The organism is Sphingomonas sp. FW306-05-A (assembly GCF_058782275.1).
Genome location: NZ_JBYSXN010000001.1, coordinates 741,443 through 759,560, shown reverse-complemented (window position 1 = coordinate 759,560; position 18,118 = coordinate 741,443). Strand labels below are relative to the sequence as shown.

The 18,118-nt window shown below is 65.7% G+C and carries 20 protein-coding genes; 11 read left to right on the top strand and 9 right to left on the bottom strand.

Going from position 1 to position 18,118, the window contains the following annotated elements; all coding sequences use genetic code 11:
- Positions 1 to 33: 33 nt before the first annotated feature.
- The 5 genes from AC3WJR_RS03525 to glmU are packed head-to-tail and all read right to left on the bottom strand — an operon-like array spanning position 34 to position 4,909.
- Complete coding sequence (locus AC3WJR_RS03525; RefSeq protein WP_492722330.1) at positions 34 to 942, bottom strand: ROK family protein; 909 nt, start codon at positions 940 to 942, stop codon at positions 34 to 36.
- Entirely contained in the window at positions 939 to 2,762 is a 1,824-nt protein-coding gene (gene glmS, locus AC3WJR_RS03520; RefSeq protein ID WP_492722328.1) for a glutamine--fructose-6-phosphate transaminase (isomerizing), read from the bottom strand. The genes AC3WJR_RS03525 and glmS overlap by 4 nt, the downstream gene beginning before the upstream one ends.
- A 15-nt stretch (positions 2,763 to 2,777) precedes the next feature.
- Complete coding sequence (locus AC3WJR_RS03515) at positions 2,778 to 3,158, bottom strand: PIN domain-containing protein (protein WP_492722326.1); 381 nt, start codon at positions 3,156 to 3,158, stop codon at positions 2,778 to 2,780.
- A complete protein-coding gene (locus tag AC3WJR_RS03510) occupies positions 3,155 to 3,529 on the bottom strand; it encodes a CopG family transcriptional regulator (RefSeq protein WP_492722324.1) in 375 nt (124 codons plus the stop codon). Before AC3WJR_RS03510 ends, AC3WJR_RS03515 begins: the two co-directional genes overlap by 4 nt.
- Before the next feature lie 30 nt (positions 3,530 to 3,559).
- Positions 3,560 to 4,909, bottom strand: coding sequence for a bifunctional UDP-N-acetylglucosamine diphosphorylase/glucosamine-1-phosphate N-acetyltransferase GlmU (glmU, locus tag AC3WJR_RS03505; RefSeq protein WP_492722322.1), 1,350 nt, complete (start codon positions 4,907 to 4,909; stop codon positions 3,560 to 3,562).
- Between the two features lie 61 nt (positions 4,910 to 4,970).
- Here glmU and AC3WJR_RS03500 point away from each other — a divergent pair, with 61 nt between their 5' ends.
- The 10 genes from AC3WJR_RS03500 (at position 4,971) to AC3WJR_RS03455 (ending at position 14,690) form a co-directional block, all read left to right on the top strand.
- Entirely contained in the window at positions 4,971 to 5,645 is a 675-nt protein-coding gene (locus tag AC3WJR_RS03500) for an HAD-IA family hydrolase (protein WP_492722320.1), read from the top strand.
- Positions 5,646 to 5,782: 137 nt separating this feature from the next.
- Positions 5,783 to 7,066 carry an ATP-binding protein gene (locus AC3WJR_RS03495; RefSeq protein ID WP_492722318.1) on the top strand — a complete coding sequence of 428 codons (1,284 nt, stop codon included), beginning with the start codon at positions 5,783 to 5,785 and terminating at the stop codon, positions 7,064 to 7,066.
- Between the two features lie 91 nt (positions 7,067 to 7,157).
- Entirely contained in the window at positions 7,158 to 8,234 is a 1,077-nt protein-coding gene (locus AC3WJR_RS03490) for a substrate-binding domain-containing protein (protein WP_354280581.1), read from the top strand.
- 32 nt (positions 8,235 to 8,266) lie between these two features.
- Positions 8,267 to 9,643 (top strand): phosphate ABC transporter permease subunit PstC, encoded by a 1,377-nt coding sequence (pstC, locus tag AC3WJR_RS03485; protein ID WP_492722316.1) that lies wholly within the window; start codon positions 8,267 to 8,269, stop codon positions 9,641 to 9,643.
- A complete protein-coding gene (pstA, locus tag AC3WJR_RS03480) occupies positions 9,636 to 10,934 on the top strand; it encodes a phosphate ABC transporter permease PstA (protein WP_492722314.1) in 1,299 nt (432 codons plus the stop codon). Before pstC ends, pstA begins: the two co-directional genes overlap by 8 nt.
- Positions 10,931 to 11,701: a phosphate ABC transporter ATP-binding protein PstB gene (gene pstB, locus AC3WJR_RS03475; protein WP_492722312.1), complete on the top strand. Its 771-nt coding sequence runs from the start codon at positions 10,931 to 10,933 to the stop codon at positions 11,699 to 11,701. The genes pstA and pstB overlap by 4 nt, the downstream gene beginning before the upstream one ends.
- An 11-nt stretch (positions 11,702 to 11,712) precedes the next feature.
- Entirely contained in the window at positions 11,713 to 12,417 is a 705-nt protein-coding gene (gene phoU / locus AC3WJR_RS03470; protein WP_354279993.1) for a phosphate signaling complex protein PhoU, read from the top strand.
- Between the two features lie 13 nt (positions 12,418 to 12,430).
- Positions 12,431 to 13,123: a phosphate regulon transcriptional regulator PhoB gene (gene phoB / locus AC3WJR_RS03465; RefSeq protein ID WP_010187105.1), complete on the top strand. Its 693-nt coding sequence runs from the start codon at positions 12,431 to 12,433 to the stop codon at positions 13,121 to 13,123.
- 83 nt (positions 13,124 to 13,206) lie between these two features.
- Positions 13,207 to 13,605: a hypothetical protein gene (locus tag AC3WJR_RS03460; protein WP_354279990.1), complete on the top strand. Its 399-nt coding sequence runs from the start codon at positions 13,207 to 13,209 to the stop codon at positions 13,603 to 13,605.
- 185 nt (positions 13,606 to 13,790) lie between these two features.
- Positions 13,791 to 14,690: an SDR family NAD(P)-dependent oxidoreductase gene (locus tag AC3WJR_RS03455; RefSeq protein WP_354279988.1), complete on the top strand. Its 900-nt coding sequence runs from the start codon at positions 13,791 to 13,793 to the stop codon at positions 14,688 to 14,690.
- 132 nt (positions 14,691 to 14,822) lie between these two features.
- Here the strand turns inward: AC3WJR_RS03455 and AC3WJR_RS03450 are convergent, their stop codons facing one another.
- On the bottom strand, positions 14,823 to 15,167 hold the full coding sequence (locus tag AC3WJR_RS03450) for a DUF2794 domain-containing protein (RefSeq protein ID WP_492722308.1): 345 nt from the start codon (positions 15,165 to 15,167) through the stop codon (positions 14,823 to 14,825).
- On the bottom strand, positions 15,167 to 15,847 hold the full coding sequence (epsC, locus tag AC3WJR_RS03445; protein ID WP_492722306.1) for a serine O-acetyltransferase EpsC: 681 nt from the start codon (positions 15,845 to 15,847) through the stop codon (positions 15,167 to 15,169). Before epsC ends, AC3WJR_RS03450 begins: the two co-directional genes overlap by 1 nt.
- Before the next feature lie 159 nt (positions 15,848 to 16,006).
- On the opposite strand from epsC, the gene AC3WJR_RS03440 reads away from it, so the two are divergent.
- A complete protein-coding gene (locus AC3WJR_RS03440) occupies positions 16,007 to 16,786 on the top strand; it encodes a sulfite exporter TauE/SafE family protein (RefSeq protein ID WP_354279982.1) in 780 nt (259 codons plus the stop codon).
- Between the two features lie 61 nt (positions 16,787 to 16,847).
- Here AC3WJR_RS03440 and ahpD read toward each other — a convergent pair whose 3' ends face one another.
- Both ahpD and AC3WJR_RS03430 read right to left on the bottom strand, forming a co-directional pair.
- A complete protein-coding gene (ahpD, locus tag AC3WJR_RS03435; RefSeq protein ID WP_131531504.1) occupies positions 16,848 to 17,369 on the bottom strand; it encodes an alkylhydroperoxidase, AhpD family in 522 nt (173 codons plus the stop codon).
- Positions 17,370 to 17,501: 132 nt separating this feature from the next.
- Positions 17,502 to 18,044, bottom strand: coding sequence for a peroxiredoxin (locus tag AC3WJR_RS03430; RefSeq protein WP_354279980.1), 543 nt, complete (start codon positions 18,042 to 18,044; stop codon positions 17,502 to 17,504).
- Between the last annotated feature and the right edge of the window lie 74 nt (positions 18,045 to 18,118).

Genomic DNA, 18,118 nt, shown 5'->3' with positions numbered 1-18,118 from the left:
GATGCACCTTTTGTTCCTGCTACGCAAACTGGGTTAACAATTTCTGAAGCTCGACCCCTTGCTCAGTGCCCGTACGCCCAGCTCGATCGCACCCAGCGGACCGGCCATGCCGCCAAGTTCCGCTGGAACAACAAAGGCTTCGAACGGCATCAGACCACGCGCATTGCCATATCCCGCCAGGCTCTCGGCGAGCTTGTGCTGGATCATCGCGAACAGATGCGGAACACCGACCATCACACCGCCACCCATCACAATGCGACGTGGTATCCCGGTCAGAACCAGCGTGTGGCACAGTTGCGCCAGCGCGTGCGCGACGCCGTCCCATACGGGATCACCGATCGCGATGTCCTGCGCAGGTGTTCCCGCGCGGGCGCGGATCGCGGTGCCCGACGCCAGACCTTCGAGGCAATCGCCGTGGAATGGGCATGACCCTTGCCAAGTGTCGCCGGAAAGCCGGACTGGACGGATATGCCCGAGCTCGGAATGCGTAAGCCCTGAAACCGGGGTCCCGCCAAGCACCAGGCCAACGCCGAGCCCGGTCCCGACCGTGACATAGGCATGATCCGCCACGGTGCGCGACGCGCCCCAGCGCCCCTCGCCGAGCGCCGCGCCCGCGACGTCGCTGTCGAACCCGGTCGGGACGCCGGCGACGCGCGCCAGTCGCTGCCCGACGTCGGTGTCCGACCAGCCGGGCTTGGGCGTCGCGGTGATAAAGCCGTGCCTGGGGTCGGCGGGATCGAGCGACACCGGACCGAAACTCGCAATGCCGAGCGCCTCATAACCCGACCAGCGCCCAAGCACGGCCTCGACCGCGTCCATCGTTTCCGCAGGCGTCGTGGTCGGGATCGTCACCGTGTCGCGGACATCGTCGGGTCCGCTGGCGAGAACGCAGATGACCTTGGTTCCGCCGAGTTCGATCCCGGCGACGAGGGGCGTGCTCATTCTACCGTCACCGACTTTGCAAGGTTGCGGGGCTGGTCGACATCGGTCCCCTTGATGACAGCCACGTGATAGGCGAGCAACTGTACCGGCACCGCATAGACCAGCGGGGCGATCAGCGGATGGACCTTGGGCATGGTGATCGTCGCGAGGCAATTGTCGCCCGCTGCCTGGATACCGTCGTAATCTGAAATCAGCACGACCTTGCCGCCGCGCGCCTGGACTTCCTGCATGTTGCTGACGGTCTTGTCGAACAGCGGGCCCGAGGGGGCGATGACGATCACCGGGACATTCTCGTCGATCAATGCGATCGGCCCATGCTTCATCTCGCCTGCGGCATACCCTTCGGCGTGGATGTAACTGATTTCCTTCAGTTTCAATGCGCCTTCCAGCGCCAGCGGGTAATCCGTCCCGCGGCCCAGATACAGCACGTCGCGCGCGACCGCGACGTGATGCGCCATCGCCTCGATTGCCTCGTCATAGGCGAGCGCACCGTTGAGCGCGGCGGGCGCTTCGGCGAGATGCTTGACGATCATCTTCTCCTCAGCGGGGCTGAGCTTGCCCTTGGCACGCGCGAGATTGGCGGCGAGTGCCGCGAGCACCGCGAGCTGGCACGTAAACGCCTTGGTCGAGGCGACGCCGATCTCGGGACCGGCATGGGTGGGCAGCAACAGGTCGGCTTCGCGCGCCATCGTGCTCGTCGGCACGTTGACGACGACCGCGATCGTCTGCCTCTCGGCCTTGGCATGGCGCAGCGCCGCGAGCGTATCCGCGGTCTCGCCCGACTGGCTGATGAACAGCGCAAGACCGCCCTCCTCCATCACCGGCGCGCGGTAGCGGAATTCGGACGCGACATCGAGATCGACCGGCACGCGGGCGAACTGTTCGAACCAATATTTGGCGACCATGCCCGCGTAGAAGCTCGTCCCGCACGCGACGATCGTGACGCGCTTGATCGTCGACAGGTCGAACTCGGGGATCGGGAGCGTCACGCGCTCCTCCATCCGCTGGAGGTACGACCGCAGCGTCTGCGCGACGACGATCGGTTGCTCGTAAATCTCCTTGAGCATGTAATGCTTGTGGTTGCCCTTGGACACCAGATCGCCGGTCACGCCGGAGATCGTGATCGGCCGCTCGACGGGCGTGTTGTCGCGGTCATAGACCTGCGCGCCGTCGCGCGTCAGCACGACCCAGTCGCCCTCGTCGAGATACGCGATCCGCTGCGTCAGCGGCGCGAGCGCGAGCGCATCCGAGCCGAGGTACATCTCGCCCTCGCCATGCCCGACGACCAGCGGCGAACCGAGCCGAGCACCGATCAGCAGATCGGGGTGTTGGCGGAACAGGATTGCTAGCGCGAACGCGCCGTGAAGCCGTGGCAGGATTTCGCGCACCGCCTCGATCGGGCCAAGCCCCGCCTCGACCTTCTCGCTGATCAGATGCGCAACGACTTCGGTATCGGTCTCGCTGGTGAAGGTGCGCCCGCGTGCGATGAGTTCGTCACGGAGCGGCTTGAAATTCTCGATGATGCCGTTGTGGACGACCGCGACTTCGCCAGTCGCGTGCGGGTGCGCGTTGTTGGTGGTCGGGCCGCCATGCGTCGCCCAGCGGGTGTGCGCGATCCCGGTCTTGCCGGGCAGCGGGTGCGCCGCAAGTTCATTGGCGAGGTTGACCAGCTTGCCCGACGCACGCCGCCGCTCGATCGCGCCGTCGAAATCGGTTGCGATCCCCGCGGAATCATAGCCGCGATATTCGAGCCGCTTGAGCCCGTCGAGCAGACGGTCCGCCACGTCTTCGGTGCTCAGGATGCCAACGATGCCACACATGTGCTTGTCTCGACCTTAGAGGGTGTAGGGGATGTGGATGCCCGGCATGTTGGCCGGAAAATCCCTGGTGTTCCGGGTCACTAGCACGCGACCATGAATTTGGGCTGATGCGAGGATGATGGCATCGGGCGAATTCAACCCGGCCCGGTGCCGACGCAGCGTCGCTGCGCGCAACGCCGTCTTGGGATCAATCTCATCGAGCTCGAAGCGCTCCATGAACGCCATCGCTTCACGGACGACTCGATCGTCGCCTTTCGACAGGACTTCGATCCACGCCATGCGACTGACCCACAGTCCTTCGCCCGTCTCGGCAATGCGCGCCAACTCTGTCTGCGCAGGCTGATGGGCAAGCAGGGCGTCGATCAGGATGTTCGCATCCAGACTATAGCCGCTCACGTGCCGGACGCTGGCTTGGCGGCGGCGGCACGCATCAGCGCGAGATAATGCTCGCGCTCGCCATCATCGTCGGGCGTGAAACAGTCCGGCGACTCGGCGCGCACTGCTTCGTAATCATCGTCCCACGGACGAGTCCATTCGGCGCGGCGGCGGCGCTCATACTCTTTCGGATCGACAATCATCCCGTGCCGCGCCCACAGGCCAAAACCCTGTTCGAGCCAATCCGCTGGCGGGGTGGCCTGGACGGTCTGAGACTTATACCGGGACACCGCCTCTCGGAGAATGGAGGCGCGAGACTTGCCTTCCTCAACGGCGCGCTGATCGAGCCATCGAATATCGTCGTCAGGCAGATCGGCGAGAATACGCGTCATCCGAAATTGATATCACCAGGCGATATCATGTCAAGACCTCGCCTTCCGCGCCGCCATCGTAGCGCGGAACCGCTTGCCCCAGCCGGGTCGTGCTTCCTGCCGCGCGCGTGCCAGCCCAAGCGCATCGGCCTCGACATCGGCGGTGATGACCGACCCTGCCCCGACCGTAGCGCCCGCGCCGATCATGACTGGCGCGACCAGCGCGGAGTTGGATCCGATGAACGCGCCCGCGCCGATCACCGTCTTGTATTTGAAGAAGCCGTCGTAATTGCAGGTGATCGTGCCCGCGCCGATGTTCGCGCCCTCGCCTACTTCGGCATCGCCCAGATAGGTCAGGTGGCTCGCCTTCGCGCCCGCGCCGAGCACCGCCTTCTTCATCTCGACAAAATTGCCGATCTTGGACGCTTCGCCCATTACCGCGCCGGGGCGCAATCGCGCGAACGGGCCGACCTCGGCCTTCGCGCCGATCCGTGCGCCCTCGATATGGCTGAAGGCATGGATCACTACCCCGTCGGCAATGGTGACACCCGGACCGAAGAAAACGTTGGGTTCGATCACCACGTCGCGACCGATCTGCGTGTCATGCGCGAACCATACCGTCTCGGGCGCAATCAGCGTCGCGCCCTCGGCCATCGCGCGCACGCGGCGCTGCACCTGCCAGTCCGCCTCGACCGCGGCGAGTTCGGCGCGGCTGTTGACGCCCGCGACTTCGCCCGCGCTGGTCTCGATCACCGCGGACCGGCGGCCATCGGCGGCGGCGAGCATGACGATATCGGGAAGATAATATTCCCCCGCAGCATTGTCGTTCCCGACGCGTGCGAGCAGCGCGAACAAATCTTCGCTGCGCACGGCCATCAGCCCCGAATTGCACAGGTCGACCGCGCGTTCGGCGTCGGTCGCGTCCTTATATTCGACCATCTTCTCGATCACGCCGTCATGCGCGATGATGCGGCCATAGGCCCCGGCATCGCTGGGGCGGAAGCCGAGCACGACGATTGCTGGCGCATCCGGCGCGGCAAGCCGGTCGAGCATGGCGCGCATCGTCGCGGTCGAGACGAGCGGCACGTCGCCGTACAGGATCAGCACGTCGCCGTCGAAGCCGGCAAGTGCCGCCTCGGCCTGCGCCACCGCATGCCCCGTACCGAGTTGCTCGGCCTGCAGCGCGGTGGCGATGCCGAGCGGGGCGACCGCCGCCTCGACCTGCTCCCGCCCGGCCCCCGTCACCACCACGGTCCGCGCGGGATCGAGCGCGGCGATGCTGCCGACCAGATGGAGCAGCATCGACCGCCCCGCGATCGGATGGAGGACCTTGTGCAGGTCGCTTTTCATGCGGGTGCCCTTGCCAGCGGCAAGGACGATTGCGGCAACGGGTCGGTTCATCCCCAAAGCACTGCCACGACCGTCTTGCCAATTCCATAGCAACCCTGCCAGTCATGCCGTCATGACGAAGAATTCATTCGATATCGTGGGGTTCGACCTCGATGGGACGCTGGTCGACAGCAGCGGCGATCTGACCGCGGCGGTGAACGATACGCTCGCGTCGGTGGGCCGTGCCCCGCTGACGATCGCGCAGGTCAAGACGATGGTCGGCGGCGGCGCGAAACACATGCTGACCCAGGGGCTGGACGCGACCGGCGGGATCGAGGCCGATGCGTTCCGCGCGCTCTACAAGCGGATGCTCGCTTATTATGGCGATCACCTCTCGGTGCATACACGCCCCTTCCCCGGTGCGGTTGCGGCACTCGACGCGCTGGCGGAACGCGGCGTACGCGTCGCGGTGTGCACCAACAAGTTCGACTCCTTCGCGACCCGGCTACTGACCGACCTGGGTCTGATCGACCGGTTTGCCTGCATCATCGGGGGCGACACGCTCGGCCCCGGCCTGTCCAAACCCGACCGCGCGCCGATCGACGAGATGATCCGGCGCTCGGGCGGCGGTCGCGCCGCGTTCGTCGGCGATTCGATCTATGACATCATGGCGGCCCGCAATGCGGGGATTCCGGGCATCGCGGTCAGCTTCGGCTTCCTGCTCGAGCCGGTCGAGCAAATGGGTGCGGATGCGGTGATCGATTCGTTCGACGACCTGATCCCGACGCTGGATCGCCTGGCAGCCTGACGCCGGGGCCGCGCCGCGCTGGCGCAGCCCGGGCCACAAAAGCCATGCCAGCAGGCCCTGTGGCTTCCCCCAGCTGGTACAGCCGCACGCTGCACTGTTCGCTTCCGCCTGCCTGCAACACTCGCTAAGGCACTCCGATGCTGCAAGGGTTCGGGACACGCACGGTTACCGCCATCGGGCTCGTCGTGATCGCGGCGGTCGCGGTATTCCTGCTCGAATGGAATCTCCAGGCGGCGATCATCGCGCTCGTTGGCGGTATCGCCGCCGCGCTGGTCGCGACCGGGACCGGCGACCAGCCGATCGAATCCCCGCGCCCACCCGAAGTCGTGCCGCAAGCCCCCGTGCCGCACCTGCAGGAAGTGATCGAGGCGGTCCTCGGCCCCGTGCTGATCGTCGCCGAAGGATTGGTGACCCATGCCAATGCCGCGGCAACCGGGTTGCTCGGCAATCATATCGTCGGGGAAGACGTGCGCGTCGCGATCCGTCATCCGGGCGCCGCCGAACGGCTCGCGAGCCCGCTGGCAACTACGCCGCAGGGGCCGACCAACCTTGTCGGCCTCGGCGCGCGCGACCAGCATTGGGAGATGCACGTTACCCCCGCCACGAACGGCCAGCGGATCGTACATCTGATCGACCGGACCGGCAGTTATGCGGCAGAACGGATGCGGGTCGATTTTGTCGCCAACGCCAGCCACGAACTGCGCACGCCGCTGGCGTCGATCCTTGGCTACATTGAGACGCTCGGCGACGACAAGGCAGGCGAGGACGCGCAGGTCCGGGGCCGTTTCCTCAAGATCATGTTCGACGAAGCGCGCCGGATGCAGCGCCTGATCGAGGATCTGATTTCGCTCAGCCGGATCGAGGCGGAGAAATACCGCCTGCCCGATCGCGCGGTCGATCTCGCCGAGTTGATCGAGGAAGTGCGATCCGAACTGCTCGACGCGCAAGCCAGACGCAGCGCGGACATCGTCGCGGATCTCGACCTCGGGGTGCCCGCGGTGGCGGGTGATCGCGCGCAGCTGAGCCAGATCCTCCACAATCTGATCGGCAACGCGATGAAATATGGCCGCGCCGGAACCCCGGTGACGGTCAAGCTGTGGAGCGACCGGCTTGGCATGGTGCGGATCAGCGTCGCCGACGAAGGCGAAGGCATCGCGCCCGAACACCTGCCGCGCCTGACCGAACGCTTCTACCGCGTCGATCCGGGGCGCAGCCGCGCGGCGGGCGGGACCGGACTGGGGCTGGCGATCGTCAAGCACATCGTCGAGCGGCACCGAGGCCGGTTCGACGTCGCCAGCACCGTCGGCACCGGCACGACCGTCACCGTCATGCTTCCACCGCATGCGAAGACCAGCCCGCCCTCCTCCGCAGCTGTGCGCTCTACGAACGGGCTTTCCGATGCTATTGTCATCAAACGGTAACGTGAACGTCACAGAGGCAGCGTGCGACGATGGTAAGCGGTTCAGGACACCAGCCTTCCGCCATGCGAATCGTTGACCGTAGGGAATCATGATGAACCGGAAGCACGGCAAGTTTGCGAAGGTCGGCGGCGTCATTCTGGCTGCCGTGGCGATCGGTTCGCTCGGCGCATGCCAGGATCAGGCGAATGGCGGCGGTGCCGGATCGCGCGATCACATCACCGTGGTCGGGTCGTCCACCGTATTCCCATTCACCACGCTGGTGGCGGAACGGCTCGTCAACGGCACGCCCGGCATGAAGGCCCCCGCGATCGAGGCAACCGGGACCGGCGGGGGGATGAAGCTGTTCTGCGCCGGCGTCGGCGCGGCCTACCCTGACATCGAGGACGCCTCGCGCCGGATCAAGGCGAGCGAGTATAAGACGTGTGTCGGTAACGGCGTCTCGAAAATCATCGAAGTCCAGATCGGCCTCGACGGCATCGCCTTTGCAGAAGCCAAGACCGGCCCGAAATTACAGCTGACCGCAGTCGACCTGTACAGCGCGCTCGCGGCCGCACCGAAGGGGCGCCCCAATACCGCCAAGACGTGGAAGGACGTGAATGCGGCGCTGCCCGCGATCCCGATCCAGGTCTATGGTCCTCCTTCGACCAGCGGCACGCGCGACGCATTTGCCGAACTGGTGCTGGCACGCGGGTGCGAGACGGTCCGTCCCGAGATGGCCGCGGTCAAGGAAAAGGATGCCGCCGCCTTCGCGAAGGGCTGCACCGCGATCCGCGAGGACGGCGCCTATATCGACGCGGGTGAGAACGACAATCTGATCGTCCAGAAGCTCCAGTCCAACCCCAATGCCATTGGCATCTTCGGCTATTCGTACCTCGAACGGAACACCGACAAGCTGAACGGCGTCCCGCTCAACGGGGTCGAGCCGACCTATGAGACGATCGCGCGCGGTGCCTATCCGGGGTCGCGGCCGCTCTACCTGTACGTCAAGGCGGCGCACCTGAGCGCGATCAAGGGGCTGCGCGAGTTCCTCGCCTTGTACGCAACATCGTGGGAGCCGGGCGGTCCGCTTGCGGCCAAAGGGTTGATCGCCGCGCCCGAAGACGTTCGCAAACGCAATGCCGAGATCGTAAAGAACGCTACGCTGCTTCTGCCGTCGCAACTCAAATGACCTGTCCTCCAGCCCAAGATCGAGCCTGACGCGTGTCCTTACTCGCCCTTTTCCTGGTTGTTGCCGGACTCGGCCTGATCGGCTGGCTGACCGCGCGGTTGCGTGCGGTCGCGTTCCGGCGCGGCAGCACCGCGCGGTTCAGTTCGCTGCCATCGCATTTCGGCGGCTATGTCGCCCTGTGGACGATCCTGCCCGCCACGCTATTCCTCGCGATCTGGGCGTGGACGTCCCCCGCGCTCGTAACCAACAGCGTGTTGCAGGACCCGATCGCGGCACAGTTGCCGCCCCCCGGGTTCGACCGCGCCGCAATCCTGTCCGAAGCGCGCAGCCTGGCGTCGGGCAACAGTTTCGGCGCGTTCAACCCGCTCGCCGAGAAGCTCGCACCCGCCTATGCGGTCGCGCAGGGACAGATTGACTGGATCGGCACCGCCGTTGCTCTGCTGCTCGTGGTGGCGACCGGCGGGTTTGCCTATACGCGGGTCCGCCCCGATTTCCGCGCACGGACACGGGTGGAGTTCTTCGTGATGGGCGGCCTGCTCGCCGCCTCGCTGATCGCGATCCTGACGACCGTCGGGATCGTCGCGTCATTGCTGTTCGAATCATGGCGCTTCTTCGAGATCGTCCCAATCACCGATTTCCTGTTCGGCACGCACTGGAGCCCGCAGGTGATCGACCCCGCCGATCCGGGCGCGACGCTCGGCGCGGTGCCGTTGTTCTGGGGGACGTTCCTGATCGGCGCGGTGATCGCGATGATCGTGGCGATCCCGTTCGGGCTGATGAGCGCGGTCTATCTGACGCAATATGCGACGCCGACCGCGCGCCGCTGGATGAAACCGATCCTCGAGATCCTCGCGGGCGTGCCGACGGTCGTCTACGGCTATTTCGCCGCGCTGACCGTGGCGCCGGCGGTGCGGGATCTGGCGGTGTCGATCGGCGTGACCTGGGCCAGTTCCGAGAGCGCGCTTGCTGCGGGGCTGGTGATGGGGGTGATGATCATCCCGTTCGTCTCCTCGATGGCAGACGATTCGCTCGCCGCGGTGCCGGGCTCGATGCGCGACGGCAGCCTTGCGATGGGCGCGACCTCGTCCGAGACGATCCGCCGCGTGTTGCTTCCCGCAGCACTTCCCGGCGTGGTCGGCGGCGTGTTGCTCGCGGTGTCGCGCGCGATCGGCGAGACGATGATCGTGGTCATGGCCGCATCGGGCGTCGCCACGCTGACGCTCAACCCGTTCGCCAGCGCGACCACCGTGACCAAGCAGATCGTCGACCTGCTGACCGGCGAAGCCGAGTTCGACAGCCCGAAGACGCTCGCCGCCTTCGCGCTGGGCCTCACGCTGTTCGTCATCACCCTGCTGCTCAACATCGTCGCGCTGACGGTCGTCAAACGGTATCGCGAAGCTTATGAGTGAAACCCTCGTTGCCCAGCTCCCGGTCGGTGCCGCCGAACCCGACGAGCGCGCGCCGACCGACTGGCGGACGCAATCGATGCAGCGCCGCATCCGTCAGCGCTATGCCGCGGAACGCCGGTTCCGGCTGCTCGGGCTCGCCGCGGTCGTGCTGTCCGCGGGGTTCCTCGCGGTGCTGCTCGTCACGATGGTCTACAATGGCGCGAGCGGCTTCGTGCAGACGCGGATCGCGCTGCCGGTCGATTTTGCCCGGGCGGGGCTGGTGCTCGATCCCGCGCGATTGCGCGGGCCGGGTGCGGATCTCGCGCTTGCCGCCGCGGGCGTGGAGGACGCCACCGACAACGCCGCCGTCGCGGCCTTCGGCAAGGACGGCGCGACGCTGCTGTCGGACGGCGCGTGGCTTTCGGTACGCGCGGCGATCAAGCTCGATCCTGCGATCATGAACGGGCGGAGCATCGTCTGGGTGCCCGCGTCCGAGGCGATCGACAGCGCTGCGAAACGCGCCGACAGCCCGGCAAACGAAGCGATCGTTGCACAGCTCAAGGCGCGCGGCGCGCTCTCGACCGGGTTCAACTGGCCGTTCCTGACCGCGTCCGATTCGAACGATTCGACCCGTGCGGGGATCTGGGGGGCATTCAAGGGCTCGCTGTTCACAATGGTCGTGACGCTGCTGATCGCCTTCCCGGTCGGCGTACTATCTGCGCTATATCTTGAGGAATATGCGCCGCGGAACCGCTGGACCGATCTGATCGAGGTTTCGATCAACAATCTGGCGGCGGTGCCCTCGATCATCTTCGGCTTGCTCGGCCTCGCGGTGTTCCTCGGTACCATGGGTCTTCCCCGCTCGGCCCCGATCGTCGGCGGGCTGACGCTAGCGCTAATGACGATGCCGGTGATCGTCATCGCCGGGCGCAACGCGATCAAGGGCGTGCCCCCGTCGATCCGCGATGCGGCCCTCGGGATCGGCGCGAGCCCGGTGCAGGTGGTGTTCCACCACGTGCTGCCGCTTGCGCTGCCGGGCATCCTGACCGGCACGATCATCGGCATGGCGCGCGCGCTGGGCGAGACCGCACCGTTGTTGATGATCGGGATGCGCGCGTTCATCTCCGCCCCCCCGGGCCGCATTTCCGACCCCTCGACCGTGCTGCCCGTGCAGATCTTCCTGTGGTCCGACCAGATCGACCGTGGCTTTGTCGAGAAGACGAGCGCGGCGATCATCGTCCTGCTGGTCTTCCTGCTCGCGATGAACGGCTTTGCGATCTACCTCCGAAACAAGTTCGAGACCCGCTGGTGAACATTCCCAACCAACCCAAGATCTCCGCAAAACGGGTCAGCGTCTATTATGGCGCGAAACGCGCGATCGACGACGTGTCGCTCGATTTCGACGAACGCTATGTGACCGCGCTGATCGGCCCGTCGGGCTGCGGCAAGTCGACCTTCCTGCGCACGCTCAACCGGATGAACGACACCGTCCCCAACGCGCGGGTCGAGGGTGACATCACGCTGGACGGTGAGGATATCTACGACCCGTCGATGGACGTGGTGCAGCTTCGCGCGCGCGTCGGCATGGTGTTCCAGAAGCCAAATCCCTTCCCCAAGTCGATCTTCGAGAATGTCGCCTACGGCCCGCGCATCCACGGGCTTGCCGCGAACAAGACGCAGATGGCCGAGATCGTCGAACAGTCGCTGCGCCGCGCGGGGTTGTGGGACGAGGTCAAGGACCGACTGAGCGACAGCGGCACCGCATTGTCGGGCGGGCAGCAGCAGCGTTTGTGCATTGCCCGCGCGATCGCGGTCGATCCCGAAGTGATCCTGATGGACGAACCGTGCTCCGCGCTCGATCCGATCGCCACCGCCAAGATCGAGGAACTGATCCACGAACTCAATGGGCGCTATGCAATCGTGATCGTGACGCACAACATGCAACAGGCCGCGCGCGTATCGCAGCGGACGGCATTCTTCCACCTGGGTACGGTCGTCGAATATGGCGCGACCTCGGACATCTTCACCAATCCGCGGCAGGAACGCACCAAGGATTACATCACCGGTCGGTACGGCTGAGACGGGACGGAATGGGCAGCATGGAACATACGGTCAAAGCCTTCGACGCCGACATCGGGCAGTTGCGCGGGCTTATCGCGCAGATGGGCGGGCTCGCCGAACAGGCGATCGGCGCCGCGATGGAAGCGTTGCGGCTCCACGACCTGGAGGGGGCGCGGCGCATCATCGACGGCGACAAGCGGATCGACGCGCTCGAGATGGAAGTCGAACAGTTGGCGGTTCGGATCATCGCGCTGCGTGCGCCGCTGGCGGACGATCTTCGCGAGGTCGTCGCGGCGCTCAAGATCGCGGGCGTGGTCGAGCGGATCGGCGATTACGCCAAGAACATCGCCAAGCGCGTCCCCGCGATCGAAAGCCACGGCGAGATCGAGCCGCTGTCGGTGCTGCCCGCCATGTCGGTGCTTGCGGTGCAGATGGTCCACGACGCGCTCGACGCCTTTGCGGCACGCGATGCGGCGGCGGCGGAGGAAGTCTGTGCGCGCGACCGGCAGGTCGACGATTTCTACAACAGCCTGTTCCGCGTGCTCGTCACGCACATGATGGAAAACCCCAAGACGATCGGTCAGGTCGCGCAACTGCTGTTCGTTGCGAAGAACCTGGAACGCGTCGGCGACCATGCCACCAACGTCGCCGAGATGGTCTATTTCTCGGCGACCGGCACGCACATGGCCGAACGCGATCGCGGACCGAATTCCTATTTAACGCCGACCGCTTGAAGGAATACACGCCATGGCGCGCGCGAAAATGTTGCTGGTTGAAGATGATGCGGCGCTGGCCGAACTGCTGATCTGGCATTTCAAGCGCGAGGACTTCGAGATTGCCCAAACGCCCGATGGCGAGGAGGCATTGTTGCTGGCGAAGGAGAACACGCCCGACATCGTCCTGCTCGACTGGATGGTCGAGGGGCTGTCGGGGATCGAAGTCTGCCGCCGCCTCCGCCGGATGCCCGAGACCGCGAACGTCCCGATCATCATGCTCACCGCACGCGGCGAGGAGGAGGACCGCGTTCGTGGGCTCGAGACCGGCGCGGACGATTATGTCACCAAGCCCTTCTCCCCGCGCGAACTGGTCGCTCGGGTCGGTGCGGTGCTGCGGCGCGTGCGCCCCGCGCTCGCAGGCGAACAGTTGACCTATTCCGACATCGAGATGGACACGGTCGGCCACAAGGTCCGTCGCTCGGGTGAGGTCATTCCGCTCGGGCCGACCGAATTCCGACTGCTCAAGCACTTCCTCGAACATCCCGGCTGGGTCTTCTCGCGCGAGCGGCTGCTGGATGCGGTGTGGGGGCATGACAGCGACATCGAAAGCCGCACCGTCGACGTGCATATCCGTCGCCTGCGCAAGGCGATCAATCGCGGCGATCGACCCGATATCATTCGCACGGTTCGGTCAGCAGGCTACGCACTCGATTCGGGAGCGTAAGAATTTTGGGAGCCATGACCGGACATGCGCGTTTGTCCGGTCGTGCAGTACGCAATGCTGCCATTGTTTGCAGGAGTCCCGATATGAAGTTCACGATGCTCGCAGCGCTTGCTGCCACGGTCGCCATGCCTGCCCTCGCGCAGACCACCCCGACCACCGCCGACACGTCGATGCAGCAGCCCGCCCCAGCGCAGCCCGCAGGCGCGCCCGGCATGCAGCAGGCTCCGGCAGACCCGGCCATGGCGCCCGCAGCACCAGCCGCTCCGGCAGCCGACCCCGCAATGGCACAGCCCGCCGCCCCCGCAGGCGGTCCGGCAATGGCACCCCAGGGTGGCCAGCCGCCAATGGCAGCCCCGGCCGCAGCAGCGCCGATGCCGGCAACCGCCGATTATCCGGCATGCTCGGCCTCGGTGAAGGATCAGTGCATCGACAAGCGCGGCACCGGTTCGCGCAAGGCGACGATGCGCCGCAAGCGTAAATAATCGTACCGGCGGCGCATCACGCGCCGCCACCGCGATCGACCAAGGCCGACGTAGGGGAAAGTCCCTGCGTCGGCTTTTTCGTGTGTTCGGTTTGGCGCAGATCGGGGCGGATCCGGGGGATTCCCGCCCTTGCGCGCTCTGCGCATTGGCCTAGGACGCGCTCCAGCGATATTAGAGGAGCCAGTATGACCATCCGTTTCGACGACAAGGTTGCGATTGTCACCGGTGCAGGCGGGGGCCTCGGCCGGGCCTATGCGCTCGAACTCGCAAAGCGCGGGGCGAAGGTCGTGGTCAACGATCTCGGCGGATCACGCGACGGCACCGGCCATAGCGATGCGGCGCTCAAGGTCGTCGAGGAAATCGAAGCCGCGGGTGGTACCGCGATGTCGAACGGCGGCAGCGTCACCGAATATGCGCAGATGGTCGAGATGGTCGCCAAGGCGAAGGAGGCCTGGGGCGGCGTTCATATCGTCATCAACAACGCAGGCGTGCTGCGCGACAAGAGCTTCGCCAAGATGGAGCCCACCGACTTCGAGTTCGTGGTCGACGTTCACCTCAACGGCTCGGCCAACGTCACCAAGGCGGTGTGGGAGACGATGCGCGCGCAGAATTATGGCCGCTTGTTGATGACCGCATCGTCGACCGGGCTGTTCGGCAATTTCGGGCAGGCGAATTACGGCGCGGCAAAGCTGGGTCTGGCCGGGCTGACCAAGACGCTCGCGATCGAGGGTGCCAAGAACAACATCAAGGTCAACACGATCGCCCCGACCGCGGGCACGCGGATGACCGAGGACCTGTTCCCCGCCGAAGCGTTCGCCGCCTTCGCGCCCGAGAAGGTCGCCCCTGCGGCGCTGTATCTCGTGTCGGAGGATGCGCCGACCAACATGATCGTCGGCGCTGGCGCGGGCGTGTTCCAGGCGTCCTATGTCACGCTGACGCAGGGCAAGTTGCTGACCGGGGACGATCTGTCGCCCGAAGGCATCGCGGCGCACTGGGCCGAGATTACCGATCGTACCGGCGAGCTGACGCCGCAGAGTGGCGCGGAGCAGGCGATGAGCATCCTGAAGAAGCTGCAGGGCGGCTGATTCGCCTTGGGGGTCGAAGCTTGCGTCCAGTGCAGGCTTCGACTTCGCTCAGCCCGAACGGAGTTTGGAGCGGGCGGCATCCCTCCCTCCGTTCGCCCTGAGCGAAGTCCAAGGGCCGACCCAACGCCCGCGTCAGTCCTCGACCACCTTCATCAACCGCCGCTCGACCGGGGCCAGCACCGGCCCCAGCTCATGCCCGCGCTTGAGCACGACGCCCTGTTCGTTGATCAGCGCCCACATCCCCTGCCGATTGCGCAAGGCAGGGCGTTTCTCGATCCGCACTTCGGGCCGCTCGGCCGCGCGCCGGAACGCCGCGAAGATCGCGACGTCGTGGCCGAACTCCATCGCATAATCGCGCCAGATCCCGGCCGCGACCATCCGCCCGTACAGGTCGAGGATGCGGTTGAGTTCGAGCCGTTCGAAACCGATTTGCTCAGGCTTGCCCCGTGTCGCGGGGAATGGCGTTACCGTCCCCATCAGGCGCGGTCGCGCACGTCCTGATGATCGGCCAGCAACGCATCGAGCCGCTTGCGCATCGTCTCCAGTTCACAACGGAGCAGTTCGACCTTCTGCGTTTGCGGGTCGAACACGTCGGAGCACGGTGTACCGTAGGCGAGGAATTGCGCGGGCTGCTTGCCACCCTCGACCATCGTCGCGCGGGCCGGGATGCCGACCATCGTCGCGCCCTGCGGCACGTCGCGCGTGACGACCGCATTCGCGCCGACACGCGCGCCCTGCCCGACCGTGATGGGTCCCAGCACCTGCGCGCCCGAACCGATGATGACGCCGTCGGACAAGGTCGGGTGCCGTTTGCCGGGGACGCCATTGTCGGGGTTGGTCCCGCCGAGCGTGACGCACTGATAGATCGTGACATTGTCCCCGATCTCGGCGGTCTCGCCGATCACGACGAAGCCGTGGTCGATAAAGAAATGCCGCCCGATCTTCGCACCCGGATGAATGTCGATCGCGGTCAGGAAACGGCTCATGTGGTTGACCGCCCGCGCCGGGAAAAACAGCCCCGCCCGGAACAGCCGGTGCGCGACGCGGTGATAGGCCAGCGCCCAGACACCGGGATAGGTCAGAATCTCCCACCGCGAGCGCGGTGACGGATCTCTCGCCTTGATCGAATCGAGATAGGCGAGCAGCCGTCCCATCATCTCAAAAATCCCCTTAATTCGGCTGGCTATTTAGGCCTTCGCGCGTGCGAATTAAAGGTCCGCGGAATGATGATCGACGGTGGCAATACCCGACCAAAGCTATAGGACATGGGAAACACCGTGATGTGGACGCGTCCAAGGACCTGAGAGTACACGCTTATGCCCGATTTCGCACAGATGGATTTCGCGACGGTGTTCTGGACGATGCTGCCGTTCATCGCGGTGGGATTTGCCGCGCAGATGGTCGACGGCGCGCTCGGCATGGCGTTCGGGGTTATCACCAATACCGCGCTGGTGGTGTTCCTGGGGCTGCCCCCACGCCTCGCGTCGGCGACGGTCCATGCGGTCGAGACCTTCACCACGGCCGCGTCGGGCGTGAGCCATATCCTGCACCGCAACGTCGACTGGAAGCTGTTCGTGCGGCTGGTCATCCCCGGGATGATCGGCGGGGTGCTCGGCGCCTATGTGCTGAGTTCGATCGATGCCGAAGTCGCGAAGCCGTTCGTGATGGTCTATCTCGCGTCGATCGGGCTGTACCTGCTGTACCGCGCGTGGCGCGGGCGAGTCGAACCGCGCGAGCCGCGGATCGTCGAGCCGCTCGGCCTGATCGGCGGGTTTCTCGATGCCGCTGGTGGTGGTGGCTGGGGGCCGGTGGTGACGTCGAACCTGCTTGTGCAGGGCGCACAACCGCGCAAGACGATCGGGACGGTCAACACGTCCGAATTCTTCCTGACCGCGACGATCTCGGCGACGTTCATCTTCACGATCGGGTTCGCGGCGTTCACCGTCCAGGCGATCGGGATTCTGATCGGCGGGGTGGCTGCGGCGCCGTTCGGCGCGGTGCTGGCGAAACGTGTCCCCGCGCGACCGTTGATGGGGCTGATCGGCGGCTTGCTGACCGCGACGAGCGCTTATTCGGTATGGGCGGCGCTGACCTGAGGGACCACCCCCGTCATTCCCGCGAAGGCGGAAATGACGGAGGAGGCGGAGAAGCGACCGCTTAGTTGATCGCGGCGTGAACCGTGGCAACCGCCTTCATCACCGCGCCGATGCGGACCGATGTCTGGATCGCTTCGGCGGTGGCGCCGGCCTTCTTCAGGATCTGCTCGTGCGAATCGATGCACATGCCGCAGCCGTTGATCGCGCTGACCGCGAGGCTGAACAGCTCGAAATCGACCTTGTCGATCCCCGGCTGGCCGATCACGTTCATCCGCAGCTTGGCGGGCATGTTCTGATATTCCGCATTCCCGGCAAGATGCGTGAAGCGATAATAAACGTTGTTCATCGCCATCACCGCCGCCGCTGCGCGCGATGCGTTGGCCGCCTCGGGGGTCAGCTTGCCCGCGACTTCGGCTTCGGCGGCATCGACCAGCGGCTTGTAACCGGTGGCATGCGCGCAGGCGAGGAACAGGCCGAACTTCTGCTGGTCGGGCAGATGCGCCTCATTAAGCAACGATCCGACGTTGAGGCGGATGTCCTTGGCGAAATCCGGGAGCGTCCCGGCGAAATCCTTGAGTGACATGGGGGGTCTTCTTTCTTGCTCCCCTCCCGTCTGCGGGAGGGGTCGGGGGAGGGCCGGGACATAGAAAAGGGGCGCCCGTTCCCGGCACGCCCCTCCCCTAGCCCCTCCCGCAAAGCGGGAGGGGGACTTCGCTTACGCTGCGAGCTGGAGGACGTCGTCGCCCTTGTTCCAGTTGCACGGGCAGAGCTCGTCGGTCTGCAGCGCGTCGAGCACGCGGAGCGTCTCGGCCGGGTTGCGGCCGACGTTCAGGCCGTTGACCTGGACTGCCTGGATGACGTTGTCCGGATCGACGATGAAGGTCGCACGGAACGCGACATGCTCGTTCTTGTCGAGAATGCCGAGCTGCGAAGCGAGCACGCCGCCGTTATCCGCGAGCCACGGGAAGTCCGCTGCCGCCAGATCCGGGTCCGACTTGCGCCATGCGAGGTGGACGTGCGCGGTGTCGGTCGATGCGCCGATGAGAACCGCGTCGCGATCCTCGAAGTCGCCCTTCAGGCCGGCATAGCCGACGATCTCGGTCGGGCAGACGAAGGTGAAATCCTTCGGCCAGTAGAACAGGACCTTCCACTTGCCGGGGAACGCATCCTGGCTGAGCGTCTCGCCTGCCGGAAGCGCGCTGGTGCCCTGCTGAACGGGAACGGTGAAGTCGGGGAGCTTGTCGCCGATGGTCAACATGATGGTGGCCTCCTGGTTGAATTGGGGCCTCTCACCAGCATCCTCAAAAGCGCCGCTTTGCCGCGTCGTCTCGT

Coding starts and splice junctions, on each gene's coding strand:
- AC3WJR_RS03525 (WP_492722330.1), bottom strand. CDS start 942: ATGAGCACGCCCCTCGTCGCCGGGATCGAACTCGGCGGAACCAAGGTC.
- glmS (WP_492722328.1), bottom strand. CDS start 2,762: ATGTGTGGCATCGTTGGCATCCTGAGCACCGAAGACGTGGCGGACCGT.
- AC3WJR_RS03510 (WP_492722324.1), bottom strand. CDS start 3,529: ATGACGCGTATTCTCGCCGATCTGCCTGACGACGATATTCGATGGCTC.
- glmU (WP_492722322.1), bottom strand. CDS start 4,909: ATGAACCGACCCGTTGCCGCAATCGTCCTTGCCGCTGGCAAGGGCACC.
- AC3WJR_RS03500 (WP_492722320.1), top strand. CDS start 4,971: ATGACGAAGAATTCATTCGATATCGTGGGGTTCGACCTCGATGGGACG.
- AC3WJR_RS03495 (WP_492722318.1), top strand. CDS start 5,783: ATGCTGCAAGGGTTCGGGACACGCACGGTTACCGCCATCGGGCTCGTC.
- AC3WJR_RS03490 (WP_354280581.1), top strand. CDS start 7,158: ATGAACCGGAAGCACGGCAAGTTTGCGAAGGTCGGCGGCGTCATTCTG.
- pstA (WP_492722314.1), top strand. CDS start 9,636: ATGAGTGAAACCCTCGTTGCCCAGCTCCCGGTCGGTGCCGCCGAACCC.
- phoU (WP_354279993.1), top strand. CDS start 11,713: ATGGGCAGCATGGAACATACGGTCAAAGCCTTCGACGCCGACATCGGG.
- phoB (WP_010187105.1), top strand. CDS start 12,431: ATGGCGCGCGCGAAAATGTTGCTGGTTGAAGATGATGCGGCGCTGGCC.
- AC3WJR_RS03460 (WP_354279990.1), top strand. CDS start 13,207: ATGAAGTTCACGATGCTCGCAGCGCTTGCTGCCACGGTCGCCATGCCT.
- AC3WJR_RS03455 (WP_354279988.1), top strand. CDS start 13,791: ATGACCATCCGTTTCGACGACAAGGTTGCGATTGTCACCGGTGCAGGC.
- AC3WJR_RS03450 (WP_492722308.1), bottom strand. CDS start 15,167: ATGGGGACGGTAACGCCATTCCCCGCGACACGGGGCAAGCCTGAGCAA.
- epsC (WP_492722306.1), bottom strand. CDS start 15,847: ATGATGGGACGGCTGCTCGCCTATCTCGATTCGATCAAGGCGAGAGAT.
- AC3WJR_RS03440 (WP_354279982.1), top strand. CDS start 16,007: ATGCCCGATTTCGCACAGATGGATTTCGCGACGGTGTTCTGGACGATG.
- ahpD (WP_131531504.1), bottom strand. CDS start 17,369: ATGTCACTCAAGGATTTCGCCGGGACGCTCCCGGATTTCGCCAAGGAC.
- AC3WJR_RS03430 (WP_354279980.1), bottom strand. CDS start 18,044: ATGTTGACCATCGGCGACAAGCTCCCCGACTTCACCGTTCCCGTTCAG.